The organism is Streptomyces sp. S07_1.15 (assembly GCF_020739505.1).
In the GTDB taxonomy this organism is placed as follows: domain Bacteria; phylum Actinomycetota; class Actinomycetes; order Streptomycetales; family Streptomycetaceae; genus Streptomyces; species Streptomyces xinghaiensis.
The window spans coordinates 2,336,668-2,352,139 of the sequence record NZ_JAJBZK010000001.1; the positions used below are offsets into that span (position 1 = coordinate 2,336,668).

Annotated in this window: 18 protein-coding genes; 10 read left to right on the top strand and 8 right to left on the bottom strand. The window is 69.7% G+C overall.

Annotated features, from left to right (window positions below):
• Positions 1–36: 36 nt before the first annotated feature.
• From LIX60_RS09820 to LIX60_RS09830, 3 genes are all read left to right on the top strand, one after another.
• Positions 37–1,035 carry an amino acid ABC transporter permease gene (locus tag LIX60_RS09820; protein WP_374117834.1) on the top strand — a complete coding sequence of 333 codons (999 nt, stop codon included), beginning with the start codon at positions 37–39 and terminating at the stop codon, positions 1,033–1,035.
• A complete protein-coding gene (locus LIX60_RS09825) occupies positions 1,032–1,811 on the top strand; it encodes an amino acid ABC transporter ATP-binding protein (RefSeq protein WP_030545083.1) in 780 nt (259 codons plus the stop codon). Before LIX60_RS09820 ends, LIX60_RS09825 begins: the two co-directional genes overlap by 4 nt.
• Before the next feature lie 249 nt (positions 1,812–2,060).
• Positions 2,061–2,711 (top strand): ABATE domain-containing protein, encoded by a 651-nt coding sequence (locus LIX60_RS09830; RefSeq protein WP_043459474.1) that lies wholly within the window; start codon positions 2,061–2,063, stop codon positions 2,709–2,711.
• Here LIX60_RS09830 and sodX read toward each other — a convergent pair.
• Positions 2,594–3,112, bottom strand: a complete 519-nt coding sequence (gene sodX, locus LIX60_RS09835) for a nickel-type superoxide dismutase maturation protease (protein ID WP_227958097.1) — start codon at positions 3,110–3,112, stop codon at positions 2,594–2,596. The two genes, LIX60_RS09830 and sodX, sit on opposite strands and share 118 nt — an antisense overlap.
• A gap of 141 nt (positions 3,113–3,253) precedes the next feature.
• Between sodX and sodN the strand changes: the two genes are divergently transcribed.
• Positions 3,254–3,649, top strand: coding sequence for a superoxide dismutase, Ni (sodN, locus tag LIX60_RS09840; protein ID WP_030545080.1), 396 nt, complete (start codon positions 3,254–3,256; stop codon positions 3,647–3,649).
• 7 nt (positions 3,650–3,656) lie between these two features.
• Here sodN and LIX60_RS09845 read toward each other — a convergent pair whose 3' ends face one another.
• A complete protein-coding gene (locus tag LIX60_RS09845; RefSeq protein WP_227958098.1) occupies positions 3,657–4,811 on the bottom strand; it encodes a site-specific integrase in 1,155 nt (384 codons plus the stop codon).
• A gap of 24 nt (positions 4,812–4,835) precedes the next feature.
• Positions 4,836–5,336, bottom strand: a complete 501-nt coding sequence (locus LIX60_RS09850; RefSeq protein ID WP_227958099.1) for a helix-turn-helix transcriptional regulator — start codon at positions 5,334–5,336, stop codon at positions 4,836–4,838.
• A 120-nt stretch (positions 5,337–5,456) separates the two neighbouring features.
• On the opposite strand from LIX60_RS09850, the gene LIX60_RS09855 reads away from it, so the two are divergent.
• The 4 genes from LIX60_RS09855 to LIX60_RS09870 all read left to right on the top strand — a co-directional run bounded on the left by LIX60_RS09855 (position 5,457) and on the right by LIX60_RS09870 (position 9,804).
• On the top strand, positions 5,457–5,651 hold the full coding sequence (locus LIX60_RS09855; protein ID WP_227958100.1) for an AlpA family transcriptional regulator: 195 nt from the start codon (positions 5,457–5,459) through the stop codon (positions 5,649–5,651).
• A 143-nt stretch (positions 5,652–5,794) separates the two neighbouring features.
• Positions 5,795–7,234: a DUF3631 domain-containing protein gene (locus LIX60_RS09860; RefSeq protein ID WP_227958101.1), complete on the top strand. Its 1,440-nt coding sequence runs from the start codon at positions 5,795–5,797 to the stop codon at positions 7,232–7,234.
• 313 nt (positions 7,235–7,547) lie between these two features.
• Entirely contained in the window at positions 7,548–8,117 is a 570-nt protein-coding gene (locus LIX60_RS09865; RefSeq protein ID WP_227962695.1) for a hypothetical protein, read from the top strand.
• Positions 8,107–9,804 (top strand): relaxase/mobilization nuclease domain-containing protein, encoded by a 1,698-nt coding sequence (locus LIX60_RS09870; protein ID WP_227958102.1) that lies wholly within the window; start codon positions 8,107–8,109, stop codon positions 9,802–9,804. Before LIX60_RS09865 ends, LIX60_RS09870 begins: the two co-directional genes overlap by 11 nt.
• A 70-nt stretch (positions 9,805–9,874) precedes the next feature.
• Here LIX60_RS09870 and LIX60_RS09875 read toward each other — a convergent pair whose 3' ends face one another.
• The 5 genes from LIX60_RS09875 to LIX60_RS09895 form a co-directional block, all read right to left on the bottom strand.
• Complete coding sequence (locus tag LIX60_RS09875) at positions 9,875–10,096, bottom strand: hypothetical protein (protein WP_200692523.1); 222 nt, start codon at positions 10,094–10,096, stop codon at positions 9,875–9,877.
• Between the two features lie 188 nt (positions 10,097–10,284).
• Positions 10,285–10,830, bottom strand: coding sequence for an HAD domain-containing protein (locus tag LIX60_RS09880; protein ID WP_227958103.1), 546 nt, complete (start codon positions 10,828–10,830; stop codon positions 10,285–10,287).
• A gap of 15 nt (positions 10,831–10,845) precedes the next feature.
• Positions 10,846–11,538, bottom strand: a complete 693-nt coding sequence (locus tag LIX60_RS09885) for a bifunctional 2-polyprenyl-6-hydroxyphenol methylase/3-demethylubiquinol 3-O-methyltransferase UbiG (protein ID WP_227958104.1) — start codon at positions 11,536–11,538, stop codon at positions 10,846–10,848.
• A 1-nt stretch (position 11,539) separates the two neighbouring features.
• Positions 11,540–12,451 carry a phosphotransferase family protein gene (locus LIX60_RS09890; protein WP_227958105.1) on the bottom strand — a complete coding sequence of 304 codons (912 nt, stop codon included), beginning with the start codon at positions 12,449–12,451 and terminating at the stop codon, positions 11,540–11,542.
• Positions 12,452–12,526: 75 nt separating this feature from the next.
• A complete protein-coding gene (locus LIX60_RS09895) occupies positions 12,527–13,276 on the bottom strand; it encodes a hypothetical protein (RefSeq protein WP_227958106.1) in 750 nt (249 codons plus the stop codon).
• A gap of 223 nt (positions 13,277–13,499) precedes the next feature.
• On the opposite strand from LIX60_RS09895, the gene LIX60_RS09900 reads away from it, so the two are divergent.
• Positions 13,500–14,855: a tetratricopeptide repeat protein gene (locus LIX60_RS09900; RefSeq protein ID WP_227958107.1), complete on the top strand. Its 1,356-nt coding sequence runs from the start codon at positions 13,500–13,502 to the stop codon at positions 14,853–14,855.
• Between the two features lies 1 nt (position 14,856).
• Complete coding sequence (locus LIX60_RS09905; RefSeq protein ID WP_227958108.1) at positions 14,857–15,387, top strand: NUDIX domain-containing protein; 531 nt, start codon at positions 14,857–14,859, stop codon at positions 15,385–15,387.
• The last annotated feature ends 85 nt before the right edge of the window (positions 15,388–15,472 follow it).

Genomic DNA, 15,472 nt, shown 5'->3' on the forward strand with positions numbered 1-15,472 from the left:
CGGAACCGCACAGCTCCCCAGCAAAGGTAACTCTCCGTGTCAGAACCCCATGACAAGGTGCCGGGCCGGGCGGTGTCGATATCCAAGGACGACACCGCCGGGCCCGGCTCCGGCGGACCGGCCACCACCGGTTCCCCGGTCCCGCCCGCGGCCGTCAAGGCCATCCCGGTACGCCACTACGGCCGCTGGATCAGCGCCGCGATCGTGCTGGGTCTGCTCGTGCTGGTGGGCCTCGCGTTCGCGAACGCCGAGATCCACTGGCCCACGGTCCCGGACTACCTCACCTACCGGACCATCATGTCCGGCGCCTGGAACACCCTGAAGATCACCGTCCTGGCGATGCTCCTGGGTGTCGTGCTCGGCACGCTCCTCGCGGTGATGCGCCTGTCGAAGAACCCCGTGATGTCCTCGGTCGCCTGGGGCTACATCTGGTTCTTCCGCGGCACGCCCGTCCTCGTCCAGCTCCTGCTCTGGTACAACCTCGCGCTGGTCTTCCCGCTGCTGGACCTCGGCTTCTACCGCGACGAGATGAACGACGTCATGACGCCGTTCCTCGCGGCGCTGCTGGGCCTGGGCCTGAACGAGGCCGCCTACATGGCGGAGATCAGCCGCGCGGGCATCCAGTCGGTGGACGAGGGCCAGACCGAGGCGGCCCACGCCCTCGGCATGACCGGCCCCCGCACCATGCGGCGGATCGTCCTGCCGCAGGCGATGCGGGTGATCATCCCGCCGACCGGCAACGAGTTCATCAACATGCTCAAGACCTCCTCACTGGCGTTCGCCATCCAGTTCCCGGAGCTGCTCAAGGAGGCCAGCACGATCTACTCCCGCAACCTCGCGGTGATGGAGCTGCTGATCGTCGCCACCCTGTGGTACCTGGCCCTGACCACGGTCTTCAGCATCGGCCAGTACTACCTGGAGCGGTACTTCCAGCGCGGTTCGACCCGCACCCTGCCGCCCACGCCGCTGCAGAAGATCAGGAAGAACCTCGGCTCGTTCCGCACACCGAGCCGGGTGGGGGGTACCACCGTATGAGCACCGCCGTGAACAAGCATCCGATGGTCAAGGCCGAGCAGGTGCACAAGTCCTTCGGGCACACCCATGTGCTCAAGGGCATCGACCTGGAGGTGGCGCCGCGCGAGGTCTTCTGCCTGGTCGGCCCGTCCGGCTCCGGCAAGTCCACCTTCCTGCGCTGCATCAACCACCTGGAGCAGATCAACGCGGGCCGGCTCTACGTCGACGGGCGGCTCGTCGGCTACCGCCAGAAGGGCGACAAGCTCTACGAGCTGAAGGAGCGCGAGGTCGCCGCCCAGCGCCGCGACATCGGCATGGTCTTCCAGCGCTTCAACCTCTTCCCGCACATGACGGCGCTGGAGAACGTCATGGAGGCGCCCGTCCAGGTCAAGCGGGAGTCCAAGGCGGTCGCCCGCGAACGGGCGCGCAAGCTCCTCGACCGGGTCGGGCTGGGCGACAAGACCGGCAACTACCCCTCCCAGCTCTCCGGCGGCCAGCAGCAGCGGGTGGCGATCGCCCGGGCCCTGGCCATGGAGCCCAAGCTGATGCTCTTCGACGAGCCCACCTCGGCGCTCGACCCGGAGCTGGTCGGCGAGGTCCTCGACGTCATGCGGGGACTGGCCGAGGAGGGCATGACGATGGTCGTCGTCACCCATGAGATGGGCTTCGCCCGCGAGGTGGGTGACTCGATCGTCTTCATGGACGACGGTGTGGTGGTCGAGTCGGGCAATCCGCGTGACGTCCTGACCAACCCGCAGCACGAGCGCACCAAGTCCTTCCTCTCGAAGGTGCTCTGAGCAAGGGCTCCCCGGGAGTGCGGACAGCGGACGGAGGCGGTACGGACCAGCGGTCCGTACCGCCTCCGCGTCTCCGCGGCCGGCATCCCGGACCGCGTCGGCGCCCGTGCCGGAGACCCGCCCGTGCCGGAGACCCGCGCGTGCCGGGGACGCGCCGGAACCGCCGGAGCGCGCGGTCCGTGATACTTCCGGTACCGCGGACCGCCCGGCCGCGCACCCCGCCCCGACCCCGACCCGTGAAGGAACCCCGTGGAACTGGCCTCCTACTCGGACTTCGCGGTGCGCCTGGTCAACACCGAGGAACCGGGCCGCGGCAGGGACGGGCTCACCTCCGTCGAGGCGGTGCGCGCCCTGTTCGGCCCCGGCCGGCAGACGGCGCGCCGCGCGAACGAGGCGGACGTCACCCGGCTCCGGTCGGTACGGGCCCGGTTCCGCGCCGTCTTCGAGGCGGCGGACGCCGGCGACGAGGCCCTGGCGGTGGGGCTCCTCAACGCCCTGCTGCTGGAGTACCCGGTCAGCCCGCAGATCTCCGGACACGCCCTGCGCGACGCGGACGGCCGCCCCGACTGGCATCTGCACATCGCCGACCACGCGGCCAACGCCACCGCCGACTACGCCGCCACGGCCTCCATGGGCCTGGCCTTCCACCTCACCGGGCACGGCGCGGACCGGCTGGGCATCTGCCGGGCCGCGCCCTGCCGCAACGCCTATCTGGACACCTCGACCAACCGCTCCCGGCGGTACTGCTCGGACCGCTGCGCGACCCGCGCGAACGTCGCCGCCTACCGGGCCCGCAAGCGCCTGGAGAGCGCACGCACCGGCCCGGCCGGCCGCCGCGAGGACGGCACCGGCCGCACCGCCGAGACCATCCACGACAGCAGCGCCGCCGGCGACCGCTGAGCCCGCACCATGCGCGGCGGACGCAGCCGCAACCGGGCCCGCGCCAGCACCAGTTCGGCGGGGACCACCCCGAACTCGCGGCTGTCGCTCTCGGCGGCCGGATTGTCGCCGAGCATCCACCAGCCGCCCTCACGCCGCTCCGCCGCCCGCTTCACGATCAGCAGGTCCTGCTGCATCGGATGGCGCAGCACCACCACGTCCCCCGGCCGCACCGGCGCCCCGTAGCGCACGACCAGCCGGTCGCCCGGCCGCAGGGCCGGCAGCATCGACGGGCCGACGACCTCGGCCAGCCCGTACGGCAGCAGCGGCCCGCGCCCCCCGGCGTCCACCGGTTCGGGCCCGGGCCCCGGCGCAGGCTCGCGCCCGTGTTCGTATCCCCGCCGCCGACCGGCATCAGGCATCCGGCACCTCCCGGTCCGTTCCTCCACGAGTACCGACCTCACTGGGACTTTTGTCCCAAGCCCGCTGGGGCACTCGCCACATGACAGCCTTCACGGAGTAATGTCCCACCTGAGAAGACGATCACGAGGAAGGACAGCTACATGCTTTCCCGCCTGTTCGCCCCGACGGTCAAGGTCAGCGCCCACTGCGACCTGCCCTGCGGCGTGTACGACCCGGCCCAGGCCCGCGTCGAGGCCGAGTCCGTCAAGGCCATCCAGGAGAAGTACCAGGCCAACGACGACCCCCACTACCGCACCCGCGCCACCGTCATCAAGGAGGAGCGCGCGGAGCTCGCCAAGCACCACATCTCCGTGCTGTGGAGCGACTACTTCAAGCCCCCGCACTTCGAGAAGTACCCGCAGCTCCACCAGCTGGTGAACGACGCCCTCAAGGCCGCGAGCGCCGCCAAGGCCTCGACGGACCCGGCGACCGGCCAGAAGCTGCTCGACCTCATCGCCGAGATCGACAAGATCTTCTGGGAGACCAAGAAGGCTTGATCTTTGATCACGCCATGTGACCTGCGATTTCCTTGGTCGCCAGGTCAACCGGTCCGCACCCGGCCCGCATGCCGCCGAGCACGGCGTCCATCACGGACCGGGTGCGGTCTTCTTCGCCCGGCCACAGGTGCGCGTAGATCCGCAGCGTGATGACGGCGGACGCGTGGCCGAGGACCAGCTGCACCTGCTTGACGCTCGCCCCGCCCGCGATGAGCGCGGAGGCGTAGAAGTGCCGCAGGTCATGAGTCACCAGGTGCGGCAGCCCGACGGGCTTGCGACCCTCCCGTCCGGCCGCCGCGTTCTCCTCCGCCTGGAGCGCCTTTCGGGCGCAGTTCCACTCGGTCTTCCAGCGGCGGTAGTTGAGCGGTTCTCCCTCCTCCATCGTGAATAGCCACTCCATGGAAGGGCGCGCGGCGAGGTGCCCGAGGAGCGCGTCGGTGACGACCTCACCGACTGGAACCGTCCGCCGGGACTTCGCGGTCTTCGGCGGACCGACCTTCCCCGACTGGAGCCGCTGCCGCTCCACGCGGATGCTGCCAGCCTTGAAGTCGATGTCGGACACCTTCAGGCCCAGCAACTCACCTATGCGCAAGCCTGACCCGGCAAGCACGACGACGGCCGCGCGGATGTACGGCGGCATCACTCGGGCCATCGCCTCGACCTGGGCGACGGTGGGCGGAGTGATTTCCTCGTCCGGCATGACCGGAAGGGTGATCCGGCGGCACGGACTGGAGGCGATGACCTTGTCGTCCACGGCCGCCGTCAGGAGACGCACGAGCACGTCGTGGATGTTCCGGACGCTGCCAGGGCCGAGCTGGTCGGACAGGTACTTGAAGAGCACCTGTATGTCGTTGCGGCGGATCGCCGCCAGTGAGCGGGCGCCCAACGCCGGTACGAGGTGGAGCCGGAGCGCGTTGTCGGTGATGCGCTCACCCGCCTCGCTCGCGATGAGCGAGCCCTGCCACCTCTCGGCGTACTTCGCGAAGGTGATACGACCGGCGCGCGGGTCGACGTACTGACCGGTGACCACGCTGGTCGTGACTTCGTCGAGCCAGCGCTGGGCGTCGAGCTTCCGGTCGAAGTGGCGGGCGTGTTCCTTGCCGTCGAGGTCGCGGTAGCGGGCTCGCCATTTGCCGTTGGGGCGCTTCTGGATGTTCGCCAAGTGGCCTCTCCTTGATGTGAGTTGTCAGTAGTGCCCCCCGTCCTCGATGTCGCCGCTGAGGACGCGAGCGTCCCGTTCGTCGCCCATGAGGCGGAGGCACTGCTCGTGGATCGCCCGCGAGCTGTCGGGATGGGCCTTGATGTGGCCGGCGACAGCGACCACGGCACGGTGCAGACGATCGCGGGCGTCGCGAGTCTCGTAGAACGCCTCGACGGCTTCCTGGACGAGCCGCCTGCTGTCGATGTCGAGCCCTTCGAGGGGCGGTGACATCAGCTCTTCGAGGGGAAGCTCGAAGACGCGGGAGAAGGCGAGCGCCTCATCGAGGTTGATCCGGCGGCGGGGTGAGCCGTTCTCGATGCGCCAGACGGCCGTCTGGTTCATCTTCACGCCGGCTCTGGTCACCCGCTCGGCCAGCTCGGTCGTGCTCCACCCTCTGACTTCACGCTCCAGGGCCACCCGGCCTGCCACGTTGCCTTCACTGTAGAGCAGCGGCACCTCGCCGCCGCCCGTCATGTCGTCGTCCATCGAACCTCCATCACGACCATCGCTATCCGAATTGAAACATGGGCTTCCCGGTTTGGCTAACCACCGATCATGAGGTACTCCTTATGCAGATCGAATTGCCACCTAGCCGAATGGGAACGCATGCGATACCTGACCACCGCCGAGGTCGCCGAGCGCTACCGCACCGCCGAGAGCACCGTCCGCTACTGGCGCCAGCTCAAGAAGGGACCGCGCGGCATCAAGGTCGGCAAGCGGGTCCTCTACCCCGAGGTCGAACTACTGCGCTACGAGAACGCGCTGATCGACGGCGGAGACGACTGGGACCTGGCCTCATGAACCGCCACCCCGCCCGGACACAGCAAAGGCCCTCGGCGCGCCTACGCCGAGGGCCGGAGATTCCGCTGCACGTCGCCCATCCCTGAACGAACTGGTCGGGGGCGAGACCTTGCCCGTCTCGCCCCCACCTGAGAGGAACATCTATGAAGGACCCTACGTCCCCCGCCACCTCGAAGTCATCCAGCGTTGCCTGGCCACCGATCGCGGTCCCGGGCCAGGGGCTGCCCCGCGAGCGGGAAGTACGCCCTGACGTTGGGGGCACGGCCACCGATACTCCGCACCGGAGCTCGCGCGATTCGCGACCTGCCGAGGCCAGTGCCCCGACAACCACGTCGGACAGCGCAGGCGATCCCGATCCAGGCGGACCGGAAGTCCATGAAGGTAGCGGGGCAGCAGGCGAAGGAACCACGCTGCTGGACGACCTCCGTACGGCGATCGGGCGGTACGTGGTGCTGCCGAGCGACGAGGCCCTGACCGCCGTCACCCTCTGGGTCGCGGCCTCCCACATCCAGCCCGGCCTCCAGCACGCGCCACGGCTGGCGGTGGTCGGGCCGACCAAGGGGTGCGGCAAGTCCCGTCTCCTGGACGTTCTCTACGAGACCGTCCACCAGCCGATGATGACGGTGAACACCTCCCCCGCCGTCGTCTTCCGCGTCATCGGCAAGAACCCGCCGACGCTGCTGGTGGACGAGGCCGACACCATCTTCGGCCCCAAGGCGGGCGACAAGGAGGACCTGCGCGGCCTGCTGAACGCCGGGCATCAGCGCAACCGGCCCGCCTGGCGGATCTCCGGGCCGGAGCACAAGCCGACCGCGTTCCCCACCTTCGCCATGGCCGCGCTGGCCGGTATCGGTGACCTGCCGGACACGATCATGGACAGGGCGATCGTCATCCGCATGCAGAAGCGCAAGCCGGGCGAGCGGATCACGCCGTTCCGTTCGCGGTACTCCGTGCCGGAACTGCACGCGCTGCGCGACCGGCTGGCCGACTGGCTGGTCCCCCAGCGCGGCACCGTCGCGGGCACGGTGCCGAAGATGCCCGTCGAGGACCGCGCCGCCGACACCTGGGAGCCGCTCCTCATCGTCGCCGACCTCGCCGGAGGGCACTGGCCCGCGCGAGCACGTGCCGCCTGTCTGGCGATGACGCGCAACGAGGTGGTCCAGGACGAGCAGACGACGCTGAAGACGCGGCTGCTGCGTGACATCCGCCGCGTCTTCGACCAGGAGGGCGGCAAGGAGGCACTGCGCAGCCAGGACCTGCTCGCGGTCCTCATCCAGGACGCCGAGGCCCCGTGGGCGGAGTACGGCACAAAGGGGCTCAACGCCTACCACCTGGCAAATCTGCTGCGTGATTTCGGTATCAGCCCGGCTAACTACCGGTTCGAGAACGGCAGGCAGGCCAAGGCGTACGCCCGCAACCAGTTCGTGGACGCCTGGGCCCGCTACTGCCCCGACCCCGCTGCATCGGTACCCACCGCCAAGGTCCCGGCCCGTCCGACCCCGGGCAGGCCGCCCGCCCCTCCGTCCGGGGCGCTGCCTCCCGGCCCGCCGGGAGGGCCCGCAGGACCCAGGCCCACTCGCTGACACCAGGTCCGCATCAATCCGTCGCATCCGTCCCCGCGCAGGTCAGCGCGGGGACGGATCTCCTCACCGTTACGGATCGATCCGTACCTGCGGCCCTCTCCGTACCAGTGCTGACCAGCCACGCGACGGATGCGACGGATGCGACGAAGCCCCACCCCACGACTGACGGAGCACCACCATGCCCGAATCGAACACCGCCGACACCACCTCCCGCCGCCGCAGGAAGCTCTTCAGGCTCACCCGACGACCAGCAGCAAGCTGGAGCGAACGAGCCTCTAACGAGGCTTCGTCCGCGCTTGCCCCCGCCCCAGGGGTGGCGGAGGACAAGGCCGTGCGCCAGGGGGCGCCCGAGCCGGAGGAGGGGGTGGCCGAGGACTCCGGCCGGCCCGCAGCCGACTGCGCTCCTCCCAGTAGGCCGACCGATGCCCAACCGCTCGTCGAGCAGCTCTCCTGGCGGGATCTCGACGCCCCCGCCCTGCCCGCGCAGCTGAACCGCAAGCGCACCGTGGAGAAGCGCGACCAGGAGAAGACCATCCGCTTCACGCGCACCGCGGTCCAGGTGATCAGCGCCGCCGCTCAGCAGCGCGGTCAGAGGTTCGCCGGATTCGTCGGGGACGCGGCCCTGGCCGTTGCGGTGGGCAAGGCGGGGATGGTCGGCAGCCCGGAGGACGATCCTCTGCGCCCGCTGATCGAGGCCGTCGAGGCGCACACGGTCGCGCTGAACCGCATCGGCGGCAACCTCAACCAGATCACCGCAGCCATCAACCGAGGAACTGTACCCGAGCGCGCCGAAACGGTTCTCGACCGCGTCGAGCAAGCAGCGCAGAACAGCTTCCACCTCATCGACCATCTCCTCGCGAACGGCACGACCCATGGTTCCTGACGTCTCCACCGGCTCCGACAGCCGCGGACTGATCGCCTACCTCTTCGGCCCCGGCCGCCGCGACGAGCACACCAACCCCCACATCGTCGCCGCCTGGGACATGGCCGGCGCTCCCGACCCCGGCCGCGACCCAGCAGCCACCTACTCCCAGCTCGCCAGGCGACTCGACCACCATGTCGACCTCCGCACCCGCGAACTGGGCGGCAAGAAGCCACCACAGCACGTCTGGCACTGCCCGGTACGCACCGCCCCCGGCGACCGCTACCTCACCGACACCGAGTGGGCCGAGGTTGCCCGCCGCGTCGTGCACGCCACGGGCATCGCCCCCGACGGCGACGAGAAGGCATGCCGATGGATCGCGGTCCGCCATGCCGACGACCACATCCACATCATGGCCACCACCGTCCGCGCCGACGGACGCCGCCCACGCACCCACCAGGACGGCCGACGGGCCCAGGCCGAGTGCCGCAGGATCGAGACCGAGTTCGGCCTGCGCCGCCTGAAGTCCGGCGGCCTCACCGCGCCCCGTACCCCCACCGGTGCCGAACGCGCCAAGGCCGAGCGCCACGGCCAGACGATCACGGCACGGCAGTGGTTGCGCGAGCGGGCCTACGCGGTCGCCGCCGCCGTACACACCGAGGCCGACTACTTCACTGTGCTCCAGTCCCTCGGCATCAAGGTCAAGACGCGCCTCGGCCCCGAGAGCGGCGACGTGATCGGCTACAGCCTCGCCGCACCCGGCGACACCAACAGTGTCGGCGAACCGGTCTGGTACGGCGGCTCTAAGCTCGCACCCGACCTCTCCATCAATCGCCTCCGCGAACGTCTCCACGACCAGGAGATAGCGGGCCGCCCCCGATTCCCGGCAGATCCCGCCGAGCCGTGGCAGCACACCATCACCGCGATACAGACGGCACACAACGCCCTCGACTCCGACGACGATGCCGCCGCCCAGGCCCACCTCGCTGCCTTCGGCGACGCCCTCTGCAACATCGCCAGCGCCACACCCGGCCCACACCGCACAGAGCTACGCGCAGCGGCCTCGGCATTCAACCGCGCCCGCCGATCCGCCACCCGGGCCGACCACCAAGCGGCCCACGCCCTGCGCCAAGCCGCCAAGGAACTCACCTACGCCTCCAACGAACCCGGCGGACTCGCCATCGCCCTGCTCTTCGCCACCGTGCACCTGGCGTGCGCCGCCGCGAAGTGGCACGAGCAGCGAGGCCACGAACAGCAGGCCGCAACAGCCGACGAAGCCTTCCGCTACCTTCAAGCGGGCTACCAGCAGGCCGCCACCCCCGTCCTGGCAGACCTGACCCACCGCGCACCACGAGCCGAGACCGCCCACCGCTTCGAGCAAGACGTTCGCGCGGCCCTCCCCAACCACGCCGACCGAATCCTCGCTGACCCCACCTGGACCGCCCTGACCACCACCCTCGCCTGCGGCGAAACCGCCGGCCACAACCCCCGACGTCTCCTGACCCAGGTGAGCACCCAACGAGAACTCGACAGCGCCGAGTGTCCCGCTGAGGTCCTCAACTGGCGCATCACCGCTCAACCGAACCGGCGGACACAAGCCGCTCGCAGCCGAAGCACGATCGGCGGAATGCCGCCCATGTCCGCCACGCCACACTCTCCGGCCACACCAAGGGCCACAAGGCCCGAAGAGCGCAGTCGGCACCGCTAACCCCCGTCAGATGCCCTCGCCACAAGGCGTGGCGAGGGCACGTTCCAGCGCTACAGGGGTACGGGCGCGATCAGAGATACCGCCTCAGCCAGTCGGGCATGCTCGGCTCGTCAAGTCCCCAGGACTCCTGGAACGATTCGTCCTCCTGCCAGGTGTTCTCATCGCCGTCGAAGAACTTCTGCCGGTGGCACTTGTACTTGACGACGGTGTCGCCTTCGAGCCTGTACTCGTTCCAGTAGTAGTTCTGCTTCCCGTGGCCTTTCCACTCCTGGGTCTTGTAGATCGTCGTCATGAAGTCGGAGTGTAGCCGTGGCCCTTTACGACGTCGTTCGGCTGGACGAGATCGAGAACGAACGCGGTCGACTCCAAGAAGCGCTGAAGAAGCTCCGCGAGGAACAGGCGACTGAACGACGCCCATGCAGGCAGAGCCCACCGCCACCCTGATGCCCTCGCTGCTCGTGGCAGCGAGGGCATCAGTCGTCAGGCGGCACGGGCTGCGGACAGCCGCGCGACCCACTTCGTGACCTCGGTCAGGTGGTCGGGCTGCAAGCCAAGGTGTGGGTTGGGCTGCACGAGGAGGGTCGCCGTTCCGCAGGCGGCGCGTTCCTCCGCCCAGGCGTGGTCGAGATCGGTGAAATCGTCATCGATCCAGACGGCGGGGGCGTCGCCCAGCCAGCCGTCGACGTGGTCGCGTTTCCAGAGGTAGCCGTTGGGATGGCTGGTGGTGATCTGTGGGCGTGGGAGATCGACGTGTGGCAGGTCTGGCAGACCCAGGAGGGGTCCGATGAGAGTGGTGGCGTCCTGCCGCCAGCTGGTGCACCAGACCGGAGCGAACTGTCCGGTGCGGATGACGTCCAGGAGCAGGCGGCCGTGCTCGGGGTTGAGCCAGACGGTGACCGGGTTGTCGGCGCTCCGGTCGGCCGGGACGACGTCGTGCCGGGTGTGGGTGGCCGGGGTCGAGCCGTCTGCGGCGGGGAAGGGTATGAGGACGCCGTCGACATCGAGGAGCAGGTAGGGCGAGCGCATCGGTTCCTCCAGCCGTCAGAGCTTGTGGGCGCGGATCAGCAGGGTGGCGGGCGAGCGGCCCATGCGAAGGTCGTGGAATTCCTGTGCGGAGGTGAGGTGGAGGCCGGTCCGGCTGAGGTGCCGCTCCCAGCGGTCGGCGTCGAACTCCCAGCGGGCGATGGGGAGACGGGTGCGGTCGGGCAGGGTGACGAAGTCGCGGCGAGGCCGGTCGTCGCCGGAAGCGCCGCGGCCACCGCGCTGCGGGTGCGGAACGGAGAAGGCGAGCACCCGACCGGGCTTGAGGCGTTGAGCGATGGCTGCCAGCAGGAGCTCGGGAGCGACGAGTCCCACCGCGCCGAAGACGGAGTAGATCGCGTCGAACTGCTCGTCGGAGGCGTGCAGATAGTGCAGAGCGTGCCCGGCGACGAAGCCAAGGTTGTTCAGCCGGCCGTAATGGGAGCGGGCGCGGCGGACCTGGAGGCCGACGAAGTCGACGCCGGTGACGTGAGCACCGTGGCGGGTGGCGAGGTGGGCGACGTTGCGGCCGGGGCCGCAGCCGAGTTCCAGGATTCGCGTGCCGCGCAGGTCGGGGCCGAGGATCTCGGCGGCGGGGCCTTGGCCGGGTCTCGTGGTCCATTCCATCCGGGCGGGCACGGCCAAGGGTTCGGCGAGCCCGGCGGCGGTGCGCTGGATGGCGTGGGCGTGCCACGGCGATGTCTGGGCGAGCACGTCAGATCTCCAGGAGGTGGAGCACGTCGGTGAGGTGGCGGCGGACGACCTTGATGTAGCCGGGGTCAGTGGCCGGGTCGTTGATCCAGCGAACCGCCTGCTCCATGAACCACTCGACGGCCCACATGCGGTGCCAGCCCAGCGCCCAGTTCTCGGCGGTCAGCCCGCCCCGCGAGGCGAGAGCGTCCGGAGTGCCGCCTGCAACGACGTACTGCTCCAGGAAGACGCGCAGCCGCAGGAGATGCGGGGGCTCGATGGTCCCGTGCCAGCTGGCGAGGTCGAGCAGGCCCGGGCCGGTGAAGGCGCGGGCGAAGTCGAGCAGCCGCCACCCGCGCTCGCCGACATGCAGGCTGGTGGGGTGGAACTCCGAGTGCACCCATCCGAAGGGCGCCAGCGTCGCTCCGGCCGAGCGAGCTTCCGCGGCCTGAGCGATCCGGTCGAGCGCCTTCTCGACATCGTCGGCGTCCTGCCACCGGTCGGCCTTGCGCAGCCGTTCGAGATGCTCCAGCGCTCGGACGGGCAGCGTACGTAGCCGCTCCTGGTCGAGGACCGGCAGACCGGGAGCCGTGCGAGTGCTGTGCAGGACCACAGCCGCGGCGACGCCGTCGAGGTCATCGGCCTCGCGGGCGGACGGCCCGAGGTCCTCCATGAGCATGCCGAGCCAGCCGTCGAGAACGGCGGAGGTGTGGAGCTGGGGCACGGGGACGCCGAGCGTGTGGGCGAGGCGGAGGGCCTGGTCCTCGCTGTCGAAGGGCTTCTTGGCGTACTTGAACATGGCCGTGGAGCCGTCGGAGAAGGTGACGCGCTCAACGCCGGACATGGACCACACCCGCACCTCCTCCCGTCGGACAGTGGGCTGGCCGATCGCGGTGAGCAGGCTGTCGAGGAGTTCGGCGCTGGGGGTCGTGGTCATGTGAGGGCTCCGGGGGATGGTGGCGTCCGGGGCGGGCGAGGGAGGCCGGCCCGCCCCGGAGCCTGGTTGGGTGGGTTACGCGGCGGGGTTCACGCGGTGGGCGTAGACCTGCTCGATCCAGCCCGCCTTGAACGAGGCGAGGTCGTCACGGAACCTGGCCATCGAAGCACCGTAGGGTGCGACCACGCCGCCGGACTGGTCCGGCACGGACTGGCAGCCGTGCACGAGCCGGCCGCCGAGGGCGGCGTGGGCCTTGATGGACTCGATACGCCGGTGCTCGTTGAACCAGCCGCCGTGGTAGACCTCGTCGAGCATCCCGCCCATCTCGTCGTCCAGGTCGAAGACGACGGAGGTGGCGGCCGGGAAGAACCAGCACGGGCCGACGTTGGAGATGTGCCCGTCCAGCTCGACCTTGTTGAGCGCCATCAGCGTGGCCGCCTCACGGAGCATCCGCAGGTGGTCGGCGGTGATCTGCGGGAGACCGAGGCCGGCGAGGTGCTCGTCGCGGAACAGGTACGCGTACACCTCGTACGCGGTGGCCAGCACGCGGGCCGCGTCGGAGGTGGAATCGCCGTGGTGCTGGGTGAAGTCGAGCGCGAGCTGCTCTACCGCGTTCTCGGTCGTCTCGTTCACGTCTAGGAGATGGGTCTTGACCAGCTCCCAGTCGGCGACGAGCCAGGTGTTCGACTCGAAGCGGAAGAAGTACTCGGCCGGGTCGATGGTGATGCGTCGGCCGTCGACCTGGATGCCGGGTAGGCGGCTCCAGCGCGGGTCGAACGCCTCGGGCAGCTCGACCGTGATGGCCGTGGTGTCGATGGTGGTCACCGTGTCTCCGTCTCTGATCGGCCGGTCCGGGCACAGGAGTGCCAGAACCCGGCATGGGCGTACGGAACTTCGGGGTGCCGCCCGGACCAAGAGGGGAGCCTGGATCACGGTCACGCCGTTCCGGGCGGCTGCTGATAAGTGAACCGTTGGTCACGCTCAGTGGGTACGGTGGTGGGCAGTTGAAGCGGTATACGCGGTTTACAGCTCCCGTGGGGAGGTGGTCGTGGCGGGGCAGAGAGATCCCAACTCCCTTCTGCGGGATGCCATCAGCGCGGCAGGATGCACCTACGAGGCGCTCGCAAGAGACGTGCGTCGCGTGGCTGCCGAGAACGGCGAGATGCTCCAGACCAACAAATCGGCCGTCTCGCACTGGGTGAACGGCACCCGCGCCCCTTCAGGGCAGGTGGGTCAGTACCTGGCCGAGGCGCTGTCCCGACGAGCAGGACGCCCGATCACCCGGACCGAGATCGGTCTGCATGCCGGTGACGCCGAAGAGCCGGCGGAGGCCGATCCCGTCCTCGCCGTCACCGACCTGGGCCGCGCCGACGTCGAACGCCGCCGCTTCCTCGCCATCGCAGCCTTCACCACCGCCGGCGTCGCCATGCCCCTCAGCCACGACCACGAAGCCACCGCCCGCATGCTCCGCGCCCGCACCGGCACGTCCCTCGTCGGCGCGGAGGACGTGGACGTCGTACGCCAGATCACCACCGCCTTCAGCGCCGCCGACGAACGCCTCGGCGGCGGGCACGGTCTGACCACCGTCTGCGCCTACCTCGCCGACACCGCCGCCCCCATGCTCCGCGGACGCTTCCCCAGCGAAGTCTTACGCCGAGCCGCCTTCGGAGCCGTCGCCGAACTCGCCTACCTGGCCGGGTGGAAGCACCACGACCTCGGGCAGGAAGGCGCCGCCCAGCGCTACTACCAGGTCGGCTACCAGCTCGCCTGCGAAGCCGACTCCCAAGGCCACGCCGCCTGGATGATGCGCGCCCTCGCGCACCAGGCGCTGAGCCTCAAGCAGCCCCACCACTGCGTCGACCTCGTCGAAGGCGCCCTACGCCTGGGCCTCGGCCACGTCGACGGCCAGACGGAAGCCCTCCTCCACATCACACATGCCCGCGCCTACGCGGCCACGGAGGAGAGCGCGTCAGCCGCACGCGCCCTGCTCGCCGCCGAGGATGCTCTCCTACGCGACGACGTCCCGCAGCCCAGTTACTCCCGTGTGAGCGGCCCCGCTGCCGGCACCGTGGCCAGTCACACCGCCCGCACCCTGACCGACCTCGCCGACCACATCGGCACCGAGCAGCAACACCGCGACGCCCTCACTCGCTGGGACCCCGTGAAGTTCAAGCGCGTCCACGCTCTCACCCACGCCGACCTCGGCGACAGCCTCGCCGTCCAGGCCCGCGCCGACGAAGCCGTCGCCGCCTGGACCCAGGCCCTGATCCTCATGGAGGGCATGACCTCCGACCGCACCCGAAAGGCCATCTCCTCGATCCGCTCCACCCTTGCGGTCTACCAGCACCGGCGAGTCCCCGGCGCGGCCGATCTCGCCCGCCGAGCCCGCGAAGCCCTCGCCTAACATGCCCAACAACCCGCCCGACGAAGGGAACCCAGTGGCCCAGCGAACCGACGACCAGCCGAAGGCCCTCAAGCCGGCACTCGAATCCATGACCCTGCTGGTCGCGGCAGTCATCGTCCACGACAAGGCCACCAACCGCGTCGTCCTCCTCCAGCGCAGCGAGAACGCCAAGTTCGCCCAAGGCATGTGGGACCTCCCCGTCGGCAAGAACGAGCCCGGGGAGCCCATCACGGAGACCGCGGTCCGCGAGCTCTACGAGGAAACCGGCCTCACGGTGAAGCCAGAGTCCCTCAAGGTCGCCCACATCATCCACGGCGCCCGGGGCATCGAAGCCCCCAACGGCTTCCTCACCGTCGTCTTCGCCGCCCACGAATGGACCGGCGAACCCGAAAACCGCGAACCCCGCAAGCACTCCCAGGTCCGCTGGGTCGGGACCGGCACCATCCCCGAGAACTTCGTAGACACCACCTCAAGCGCCCTCCAGCAATACCTCGCGGGCGACCCGGAAGTCTCGCTCGACGGCTGGCGATAGAGGCACTCCACTAGTCATCCTCGGGAATGACGTCGGAAAGACCACGCTCTCAAGGCCCCTCGCGCCAAGGTTGTCGGACCTGTGC